General features: G+C 63.4%; 8 protein-coding genes. 5 read left to right on the forward strand and 3 right to left on the reverse strand.

Annotation, left to right across the window (positions count from 1 at the left end; translation table 11 throughout):
* Positions 1-6 precede the first annotated feature (6 nt).
* The gene (locus AC2FME_RS17465) at positions 7-1011 is read right to left on the reverse strand and encodes a PfkB family carbohydrate kinase (protein ID WP_496801113.1); all 1005 of its coding nucleotides are present in this window, start codon (positions 1009-1011) and stop codon (positions 7-9) included.
* Between the two features lie 95 nt (positions 1012-1106).
* Here AC2FME_RS17465 and AC2FME_RS17470 point away from each other — a divergent pair, with 95 nt between their 5' ends.
* Complete coding sequence (locus AC2FME_RS17470; protein WP_496801114.1) at positions 1107-2210, forward strand: Gfo/Idh/MocA family protein; 1104 nt, start codon at positions 1107-1109, stop codon at positions 2208-2210.
* Positions 2211-2253: 43 nt separating this feature from the next.
* Positions 2254-3387, forward strand: coding sequence for a Gfo/Idh/MocA family protein (locus AC2FME_RS17475; protein WP_496712588.1), 1134 nt, complete (start codon positions 2254-2256; stop codon positions 3385-3387).
* Here AC2FME_RS17475 and AC2FME_RS17480 read toward each other — a convergent pair whose 3' ends face one another.
* Positions 3388-4386, reverse strand: coding sequence for a LacI family DNA-binding transcriptional regulator (locus AC2FME_RS17480; RefSeq protein WP_496680586.1), 999 nt, complete (start codon positions 4384-4386; stop codon positions 3388-3390).
* Between the two features lie 246 nt (positions 4387-4632).
* On the opposite strand from AC2FME_RS17480, the gene AC2FME_RS17485 reads away from it, so the two are divergent.
* The gene (locus AC2FME_RS17485) at positions 4633-5739 is read left to right on the forward strand and encodes a saccharopine dehydrogenase family protein (RefSeq protein ID WP_496801115.1); all 1107 of its coding nucleotides are present in this window, start codon (positions 4633-4635) and stop codon (positions 5737-5739) included.
* Between the two features lie 17 nt (positions 5740-5756).
* Positions 5757-7256: an L-piperidine-6-carboxylate dehydrogenase gene (amaB, locus tag AC2FME_RS17490; RefSeq protein ID WP_496680585.1), complete on the forward strand. Its 1500-nt coding sequence runs from the start codon at positions 5757-5759 to the stop codon at positions 7254-7256.
* A 34-nt stretch (positions 7257-7290) separates the two neighbouring features.
* Here amaB and AC2FME_RS17495 read toward each other — a convergent pair whose 3' ends face one another.
* Entirely contained in the window at positions 7291-8868 is a 1578-nt protein-coding gene (locus AC2FME_RS17495; RefSeq protein ID WP_496801116.1) for a DUF5928 domain-containing protein, read from the reverse strand.
* A gap of 142 nt (positions 8869-9010) precedes the next feature.
* Between AC2FME_RS17495 and AC2FME_RS17500 the strand changes: the two genes are divergently transcribed.
* The gene (locus AC2FME_RS17500) at positions 9011-9829 is read left to right on the forward strand and encodes a sulfotransferase family protein (RefSeq protein ID WP_496680551.1); all 819 of its coding nucleotides are present in this window, start codon (positions 9011-9013) and stop codon (positions 9827-9829) included.
* The last annotated feature ends 89 nt before the right edge of the window (positions 9830-9918 follow it).

Genomic DNA, 9918 nt, shown 5'->3' on the forward strand with positions numbered 1-9918 from the left:
GCTCTCCTATCCGGCCGGGGTGGGGTCGGGGTGGGACGCAAGGAAAGCGTCCAGGTCTTCGGTGGTTGGCATGGCGGGCGCGCAGCCTGGTTTGGACACGACGATCGAGGCGCAGGCCGATCCGCGCAACACCGCCTGTTCCAGCGAATGGCCTGCCGCGATCGAGGCCAGCAGCCCGGCCATGAAGCTGTCGCCCGCGCCGTTGGGTTTGACGGCGGTGACCGGGTAGATGCCCGTGTGGATCTCTTGCCCGTCGGTCAGGGTGACGGCGCCCTTTTCGCCCATCTTGTAGATGACGATGCGGCCGGGTTTCTCGGCCAGATCGCAGGCTTTCCGGAAGCCTTTCTCGATCCCGCCTGCCATGAAGCCGAACTCTTCGTCATTACCGACGATCATGTCGCTGGCCTCGCCCGCGCGCGACAGCACATCCGCGGCGACCTGCGCCGAGGGCCAGCTGTAGGGCCGGTAGTCGATGTCGAAGATCACCGGCAGGCCAGCCTTGCGCGCGTTGTCGAAGGCGCGGAACGTGGCGCTGCGCGACGGTTCGGCGGCAAACACGGTTCCGGCCGAGATTACTGCGCTGAAGCGGCCATAGTCGACTCGCTCCATGTCATCTTCGGTGACCTGGAAATCGACGGCGCCGTTTCGGTAGATGACGTTCTGAAAGTCTTCGATGCAGCTTTCATAGACGGCCAGAGACGTGCGGTATTCACCGCCGACGACGCGAATGTAGGACGTGTCCACGCCGTAGTGGTGCAGCTTGTTCAGGCAGAACCGACCTACCGCGTCATCCGAGACGGAGGTGATCAGCGACGCCTGGCTGCCCAGCTTGACCAGACCTGCGCAGATATTCGCGGACGAGCCGCCCAGATCGGCGCGAAACATGTCGGCATGTTCGCTTTTGACACCGACCGGATCGGCGAACAGGTCCATGCCGGCCCGGCCGAAAACGGCAAACCGGTTTCCTTTGATTCCGTCGATCAAGTGACTCAAACTGTTCCTCCCAGGCATTTTGACCCGCCGATCCGATGGATCTTGCATTGGATCGATTCTCACGATACTGATTTTGCAACCGGTTGCAATCAGTATGTTCGGAGCCGCCCAAAATGCCAGAAATCGGAATTGGAATCGTCGGAGGCGGCTATATGGGCAAGGCCCATTCGGTGGCCATGTCCGCCGTGGGCGCCGTGTTCGACACCGCGCTCAGACCGCGGCTCGAGATGATCTGCGCCTCAAGCCCCGAAAGTGCCGAACGCTACCGAGCCGCCTACGGGTTCCGCCGTGCCACAGCCGACTGGCAGGCCTTGGTCAAAGATCCGGCGGTCGAGGCCGTCGTGATCGCATCGCCCCAATCCACGCACCGGCAGATCGCGGAAGCGGCGCTGGCGCTGGGCAAGCCGGTGCTGTGCGAAAAACCGCTGGGCGCGTCGCTTGAGGACAGCCGCGCCATGGTGGCGGCGGCCGAGGCCTCGGGCACCGTCAACATGGTCGGGTTCAACTATATCCGCACCCCGGCCAGCCAGTTCGCTCGCCAGCTGATCGCCGACGGCGCGATTGGCGACATCACATGGTTCCGCGGTGAACATACCGAGGATTTCTATGCCGACCCCGAGGCCCCGGCGACTTGGCGCACGACCGGTATGGCCAACGGCACCATCGGTGATCTGGCGCCGCACATGGTCAATGGCGCGCTGGCTCTGGTTGGGCCGATCGCGCAGGTTATGGCCGATGTGGAAACCGTTCACCACACCCGCCCGGGCGGCGCGGTGACCAATGACGATCAAGCCCAGATGATGTGCCGGTTTGAAAACAGCGTCATGGGGAACCTTTATTTCAGCCGCATCGCGACCGGCCGCAAGATGGGTTATGCCTACGAGATCTCGGGCACCAAGGGCGCGATCCGTTTTGACCAAGAGGATCAGAACGCCTTGTGGCTCTATCGCCGCGAAGGCCCCGAGGCCCAGCGCGGTTTCACCAAGATCCTGACCGGTCCGGCGCATCCCGATTATGAGCCCTTTTGCCAGGGTCCCGGCCACGGCACCGGATATCAGGATCAGATCATCATCGAGGCCAAGGATTTTCTGACCGCCATTCACTCTGGCCGGAACATCTGGCCGACCTTCCGGGACGGGCACGAGGTCAACCGGGTGTTGGCCGCAGCTCTGGCCTCAGCCGACAGTCGCGGCTGGCAGGACGTCAGCGCGTTCTAGGCCCGACACGTTTTCCAACATCGTTCGCAGAGAGACCAAGACCATGGCAAAGTTGAAATGGGGCATGATCGGGGGCGGAGAAGGCAGCCAGATCGGGCCCGCCCACCGTCTGGGCGCACAGGCCGACGGCCTGTTCGAATTCGCCGCCGGCGCGCTGGACCACCGGCCCGAAGAGGGACGCGCCTATGCGCAGCGGCTGGGTGTGCCCGCTGACCGGGCCTATGGCGACTGGCAGGAAATGCTGGCCGGCGAAAAGGACCGGCCCGACCGGATCGACCTTGTGACCATCGCCACCCCGAACGCGACCCATTTCGAGATCGCTAAAGCGTATCTCGAGGCCGGGTTCAACGTCCTGTGCGAAAAGCCGATGACCATGACCGTGGAAGAGGGCGAGGAGATCGTGCGCGTGGCCCGGGCTTCGGGCAAGATCTGTGCGGTCAACTACTGCTATTCGGCCTATCCGATGGTGCGACAGGCCCGCGCCATGGTCCGCGCCGGAGAGATCGGCAAGGTGCGCCTGGTCGTCACCAATTTCAGCCACGGCCATCATGGGGATGCCACCGACGCGGACAATCCGCGCGTGCGCTGGCGCTATGATCCGGCCATGGCGGGCGTGTCGGGGCAATTCGCCGATTGCGGCATCCACGCGCTGCACATGGCCAGCTTCATCTGCGATGACGAGGTCGCGACGCTGTCGGCCGACATGGCCTCGACCATTCCCAGCCGTCAGTTGGAAGACGACGCCATGGTCAATTTTCGGATGGAGGGCGGCACCGTGGGCCGGTTGTGGACCTCGTCCGTGGCGATCGGGCGGCAGCACGGGTTCGATATCCAAGTCTTCGGCGAAACCGGTGGGTTGCGCTGGGCGTCCGAACATCCCAACCAGCTGTTCTACACACCGGTCGGTGGACGCACGCAGATCATCGAAAAGGGCGAGGGCGGCCTGCATGAAGACGCGATGCGCCTGTCGCGCGTGGCGATTGCCCATCCCGAGGGCTTTCCGTTGGCCGTGGCCAATATCTATTGCGATCTGGCCGACGCGATCCGGGGTGAGCCGCGGGACGGGCTGCCCGATGCCGCCGATGGCGTCCGCTCGATTGCCGCGGTGCACGCAGCGGTGGCCTCGGCCCGGGCGGAGGGCGCCTGGCAGGACGCGCGCCCGCCGATGTTCCGCTGATCAGGGGCGGGGCCGCAACGTGCCCCGCTCGATCACCCGGCAGGGGAAAATCCGCGCCTCGGGGTAGCGATCGGGCGTCTTCAGCATCTCTTCGACCAGATCGACCGACGCGGTGATGATCTGCTTGATCGGCTGATGGATGGTCGTCAGGTTGATGTATTCCCAGCGCGACATCTCCATGTCGTTCAGGCCGATGATCCCGATATCGGTGCCGGGTTTCAGCCCGTGGTCGGCCAGCGCCGACAGCGCCCCGATCGACAGGATGTCGTCACCGCAGAAATAGGCCTGCGCCGGCTCACCCGCCAGCAGGCGCAGCATCTCGGCCCGGCCGGACTCGAAGGAATAAGCCCCGGCGAAAGAGTGGCTAACCGGAATCTGCGGATGGTTGGCCATTTCCTCGATGAAGCCCCGTTGCCGGTCCAGCGCCGAGGTCGCATCGACTGGCCCGCCCAGGTAGCCCACGCTGGCATAGCCCCGCGCGACCAACTCGCGCGCGGCCATGCGTCCGCATTCCACATTGTCGATGCCCACCACATGCACCTCGGGCGAGGTCGCCGAGCGCCCGAAGGTGTGCACCACCGGCACCCCTGCATCGTGGAACGCCTTGGCAAAGCTGGGTGGCAGGGTCGACGAGGCGACGATTACCGCATCCACTGAATATTGCCGCAGCATGCGCACGGAATTGGCGGGCTCGGTCTCGTCGGTCAGGTTCACGATCAGGGGGCGCAGCCCGCGTTCCTGCAAGGCGCGGGTGAACTGGTCGAAAACCTCAAGGAATATCGGGTTGTGGAAATTGTTCGAGATCAGGCCGATCAGCTTGGTCCGCCCCGTCGTCAGCGACGAGGCCAGCGCGTTGGGGCTGTAGCCCAGTTCCTTGGCGGCCTTTTCCACTTTGGCGCGGGTCTTGGCCGAGACCGAGGCGCCCGGCGTGAAGGTGCGCGACACAGCCGACCGCGACACCCCGGCCAAGGCCGCAACTTCCTTCAGCGTAACGCCCACCTGCTTGCTCTCCTCTGTGCGGTCGATTGGATCTGTTGAATGTCGCATCATTGCAAAAATGGTGCAATCGGTTGCAAAGCATTTCCTCCCCTGACTTCAGGTTCCGAAGCGCTGCGGATCTCGATCTGACATTTTGATTCAACTACCGTCAATATGACGGAAAAGCTGTCCGTTTCGTCAACTCGATTGCTGTGCTCGGACGGCGGCGCGGTCATACTGGAACCAGAGCAGAGGAGGAGGCGCGCAATGAGTTGGAACATCTGCGTCGTCGGGGCCGGGAAGATCGGACAGATGATCGCCGCCCTGTTGAAGAAATCGCACAACTACACTGTAACCGTGGCCGATCATGACCTGACGGCCCTGTCGGCGTTGAACAGGCAGGGCATCACCACCCGCCAGATCGACGCGGGCGACGAAGCCGGGCTGGCACAGGGGGTTGCAGGGTTCGATGCGGTGATCTCGGCCGCACCGTTTTTCCTGACGCCTGCCATCGCCAAGGCAGCCAAGGCCGCGGGTGCGCATTATTTCGACCTGACCGAGGATGTCGCCGCCACGAACGCCGTGCGCGAACTGGCCCGCGACAGCGGCACCGCCTTCATGCCGCAATGCGGGTTGGCACCGGGTTTCGTCGGCATCGCGGGGGCCTCTCTTGCGGCCGGGTTCGACACGCTGGACAGCCTGCACATGCGGGTGGGCGCGCTGCCGCTCTATCCGACAAATGCGCTGAAATACAATCTGACCTGGTCCACCGACGGGCTGATCAACGAATACTGCAACCCTTGCGACGCCATCGTGAATGGCGAGCGGGTCAAGACCGCGCCGCTCGAGGATTACGAGATCATCGGCCATGACGGTGTGGAATACGAATGCTTCAACACCTCGGGCGGCCTGGGCACCTTGCCCGAGACGCTGGCCGGCAAGGCCCGGGCGGTGTCCTATCGCTCGATCCGCTATCCCGGCCATCGCGACATCCTGAAACTGCTGTTGACCGACCTGGGCCTCGGCCAGCGCCGCGACCTGTTGAAGGACATCTTTGAAACTGCGCTGCCGCGCACCGATCAGGACGTGGTTCTGGTCTATTGCACGGCCAAGGGCATGATCGACGGGGCGCTGCGCGAGAAATCCCTGATCAACAAGTCCTTTGCCCGCACCATCGACGGCCAGATCTGGAGCGCGATCCAGATCACAACCGCCGCCGGCGTTCTGGGCGTGGTCGATCTGATGCGCACCGGCGCACTGCCCACCCAAGGCTTTGTCCGGCAAGAGCAGGTCAGGCTGGATGATTTCCTGAATACCGAATTCGGCCAGCTCTACCGCGCTGGCGAAGTGACACCCCAGAACAAGGCGGCCTGAACATGAAAGACGTAGTCATGACTGCAGAACACACACTCGAAAAACTGGGCCTGACGGCGGCCGAGCTGACCGGCGGCACGCTGGAGGTCCGCTCGCCCATCGACGGTCGCGTGCTGGCGCGGGTGCATGAAACGCCTGTTGCCGACATGGACGCGGTCTTTGCCCGCGCCACGGCGGCCTTCAAGGCTTGGCGCACCGTGCCCGCCCCGCGCCGGGGCGAGCTGATCCGCCTGCTGGGCGAGGAATTGCGCGCGGCCAAGGAGGACCTGGGCGCGCTGGTCAGCTGGGAGGCCGGCAAGATCACCTCGGAAGGTCTGGGCGAAGTGCAGGAGATGATCGACATCTGCGACTTTGCCGTAGGCCTGTCGCGGCAGCTGTATGGCCTGACCATCGCCTCGGAACGCCCCGGCCACCGGATGATGGAGACCTGGCACCCGGCCGGGCCGGTCGGCGTGATCTCGGCCTTCAACTTCCCGGTCGCGGTCTGGTCGTGGAACGCGGCGCTGGCGCTGGTCTGCGGCGATCCGGTGATCTGGAAACCGTCCGAGAAAACGCCCCTGACCGCGATGGCCTGTCAGAAGATCTTTGAAAAGGCCGTGGCCCGGTTCGGCGACGCGCCCGAGGGGCTGCTGCAACTGCTGATCGGCGGTGCCGATCTGGGCAAGGCGCTTGTGGCCAGCGAGACGGTGCCGATCATTTCGGCCACCGGCTCGACTCGAATGGGCCGCGCGGTCGCGCCGATCGTGGCGCAGCGGTTCGGCAAGTGCATCCTGGAACTGGGCGGTAACAACGCCATGATCGTGGGCCCCTCGGCCGACCTGGAAATGGCGGTGCGGGCCATCGTGTTCTCGGCCGTGGGCACCGCGGGTCAGCGCTGTACCTCGCTGCGGCGGCTGATCGTGCACAACTCGATCCGTGCCGATCTGGTTGCGCGGCTGAAAAAAGCCTATGCCGGTCTGCCCATCGGTGATCCGCTGGCCGAAGGCACGCTGGTCGGGCCGCTGGTGGATGAGGCCTCGGGGCAGGCGATGGAGGCCGCGCTGAAGGCGGCCGAGGCCGAGGGCGGCACCGTCTTCGGCGGCAAGCGCGTCACCGACGGCGTGCCCGAGGGCGGTGTCTACATACAGCCCGCGATCGCCGAAATGCCGGGCCAGACCGAGATCGTGAAGACCGAAACCTTTGCGCCGATCCTCTATGTCATGGGCTACGACGGTTTCGACGAGGCGCTCGAGATGCAGAACGACGTGCCGCAGGGCCTGTCGTCTTGCGTATTCACGCTGAACATGCGCGAGGCGGAGCAGTTCCTGTCGCCTGCCGGGTCCGATTGCGGCATCGCCAACGTGAATATCGGCCCCTCGGGCGCCGAGATCGGCGGCGCGTTCGGCGGTGAGAAGGAAACCGGTGGCGGACGCGAAAGCGGCTCGGACGCCTGGAAGGGCTATATGCGGCGGCAGACGAACACGATCAATTATTCGGCCGAGCTGCCCCTGGCGCAGGGCGTCAAGTTCGACATCTGACCGCCCGGTCCGGCGGCCCGGTGCGGACGGGCCGTCAATCGGCGAACAGGTAGTCCAGCCGCAGAATGGATTGCGCGGTTTCTTCTGGCACCCCCAGAAACTTCGAGATCGCGTCGACGTTTTCCGCCGGATCTCCGGTTTCGCGCAGCCGGTGGAATCGGTCCAGCCCGGCGCTGCGCAATTGTTCGGATTCATAGGCTAGATCGCTGCGGATCGTGGGCAGCAGACGCTGGACCGTGGCGGCGGGTGAGTTCTGCCCGGCCAGCCCGACCCGGTGGGCATGCCCCACCAGGTAGTCGTCGGAATAGGTGCATTGCACCTCCAGAACATGGGTGCGGGCACGGTCCGAACAGAAATCCTGCACGATATCCAGGCTGGCCGGGTCCAGGCAGATGACCAGCTTGTCGGTGTCGAAATGATCGAACAGCAGCCGCATCACCGCGCGGCGATGGCGTGACCGCTTGACCAGCGTCGTCTCGATCCCGCCCAGATCGGGCAGGGGGGCGGCTTCTTCGTTGAACAGGTATTCGATGCAGGGCAGGTTGGTTTCAGAGGCGATCTGGTCGATCAGCCGTTTGGCCACGTGCCATTTCTTGCACACTACAAGATACAGGTCGCGATCGGGGCCGATCGTGTTGGCGACCTCCCAGAAGCGGGGGGCGAAACGGCGGCCCACACGGCCGCGGCCCGTCAGGAAACCATGCAGGTTGCGGCCCTCGTTCGAGATCTGGAACGCGACCCCTTCGCTGGCATAGAGCGCCCCCAACTTCTGTTTCAGCTGATGTGCCTCGGGGCTGATCTTGCGCGCGAACAGGTAATCCTGGCTCAGCAGCATGTCGTAGTGATCGTTGTAGAAGGTCACCGGCATGCCGTAGTCGGAAAACATCAGGAACGTGAGTGTGCGGTTCTCGATCTCCGAGCGCGGGATCAGGTGCCGCACGAGGGTCTGAAAGAAGGTCTCGTCCGGAATCCAGGTCGTCGCGAAGAACCGGATCACGTCCCGGCGCTGGCGCAGAAACGCGAGGATCGCCTCGATCGTGCGGCGGCGCAGGCACCACCACTGGCTGCCGATCATGATCTGGAGATCCTCCGGGATCTCGCGAGTCAGCCCCAGGCGCTTCTGGACCTCGTAGGCGGCATAGAACAGTTTGCTCTGGGTGCGTTCGTTGAAATAGTGGCGATAGATCAGCCGGTCTTCCTTCATGCCGGTCTTGATCCAGTCGCTGGCGAAGAAATCGTGGCTTTCGATGAAGTCCTTGTCGTTTTCATCCAGAAAGCGATGGGCGTATTCCGCGGTCTTGATCGCCATGCAGTCGCCCGACAGCATGTAGAAATGGGTGGCGCGGGGGAAGGCCTCGACCGCGGCCTGCACCGCATGCAGAGAAGCCTGCACCAACGACCATTCGCCCCAGCCGCATTTGATCCGTTTTTTGGCGAAGGCGACGTTGGGGCTGTTTTTCAATGCGTCCCGGATGCGGCTGAAATCGGCCGCCGAGGCGCTGGCGTCGAAATGAATCGCGATATAGTCGCCGACCGCCGTCAGGCGCTCGGCCTGCGCGATGATCGCGTCGGGGTCTTTGTGGCACAGCAGAATATAGGCGATTCTGGCCATTGGCGTCGTTGTTTTCCGTTACTGCCCGGTTCCGACCGTGATACTGAGGATGAACGATTGAATAAACAGAATATTTTTGCTTGTCTGGCGCCAAAAGCTGGCTCATCACCCTGAGACTCGGCTGGCAGAGGAGGCATGGCAGATGGGATTTCCCGGCACATGGATGACCGAGAGCGAAAGCATGGTCTATCGCGTGGTGCCCAAATGCGCCTGCTCGACCATCGGGCAGATCATGTATTACTCCGATCATGGCCGGTTCTTTGATGGCGATATCCACGACGCCAAAGACGGGATGCACAAGTGGGCGTTTGACCACAGCCAGGATGTGATCTCGGCCAATGTGCGCGGGCACAAGTCCTTCGCCTTTACCTGCGTGCGCAACCCCTATACGCGGATCCTCAGTTCGTTCTTCGACAAGATCTGCGGCATTCAGCGCAACGGGAAACGGTACCGGGGCAATCTGGTGCCGACGCTGATCTACAATTACGGGATCGAGGTCGGGGGCGAAGACGGCAAGGGCGAATTCGACCAGATCGCCAGCTTCCGCCGGTTTCTTCTGTTCGCCCGAGACACGATCCGTTGGCGCCGGCCGATGGACCCGGACATCCACTGGTCGGCCATGTCGGGGCATGTCTCGACGTTCATCGTGAATGGCGGGCGCTATGACCGGATATTCTGGACCGAGAAGTTCAACGAGGGCATGCAGGGCGTGCTGGATCAGATCGAAACGCCCCACCCTGTGACTCTGTCCGAAATCCCGCGCTTCAACGAGTCCGAAGGCCATGGCCCCAAACGCGCGCATCCGGTCGAGGACTATTTCGACGACCTGTCGATGCATCTGGTCTACGAGATCTACAAGCAGGATTTTGAACTGTTCAAATACGATTTCGAAAATCCGGCCAACAAGATGCCGACGGGTGAAATCGATCTGGATGAGATTCACGCCAAGCTGGGTGATTGATCCCATAGGCAGGGGTGCTCCCACCCATCCTCGATGTCTCTGGCGAGACACCTCCTCTGGTTGGGCCGGGCGCCGCGCACAGCGCGGCG

The organism is Ruegeria sp. BHSC026, from assembly GCF_059613065.1.

Coding starts and splice junctions, on each gene's coding strand:
- AC2FME_RS17465 (WP_496801113.1), bottom strand. CDS start 1,011: ATGCCTGGGAGGAACAGTTTGAGTCACTTGATCGACGGAATCAAAGGA.
- AC2FME_RS17470 (WP_496801114.1), top strand. CDS start 1,107: ATGCCAGAAATCGGAATTGGAATCGTCGGAGGCGGCTATATGGGCAAG.
- AC2FME_RS17475 (WP_496712588.1), top strand. CDS start 2,254: ATGGCAAAGTTGAAATGGGGCATGATCGGGGGCGGAGAAGGCAGCCAG.
- AC2FME_RS17485 (WP_496801115.1), top strand. CDS start 4,633: ATGAGTTGGAACATCTGCGTCGTCGGGGCCGGGAAGATCGGACAGATG.
- amaB (WP_496680585.1), top strand. CDS start 5,757: ATGACTGCAGAACACACACTCGAAAAACTGGGCCTGACGGCGGCCGAG.
- AC2FME_RS17495 (WP_496801116.1), bottom strand. CDS start 8,868: ATGGCCAGAATCGCCTATATTCTGCTGTGCCACAAAGACCCCGACGCG.
- AC2FME_RS17500 (WP_496680551.1), top strand. CDS start 9,011: ATGGGATTTCCCGGCACATGGATGACCGAGAGCGAAAGCATGGTCTAT.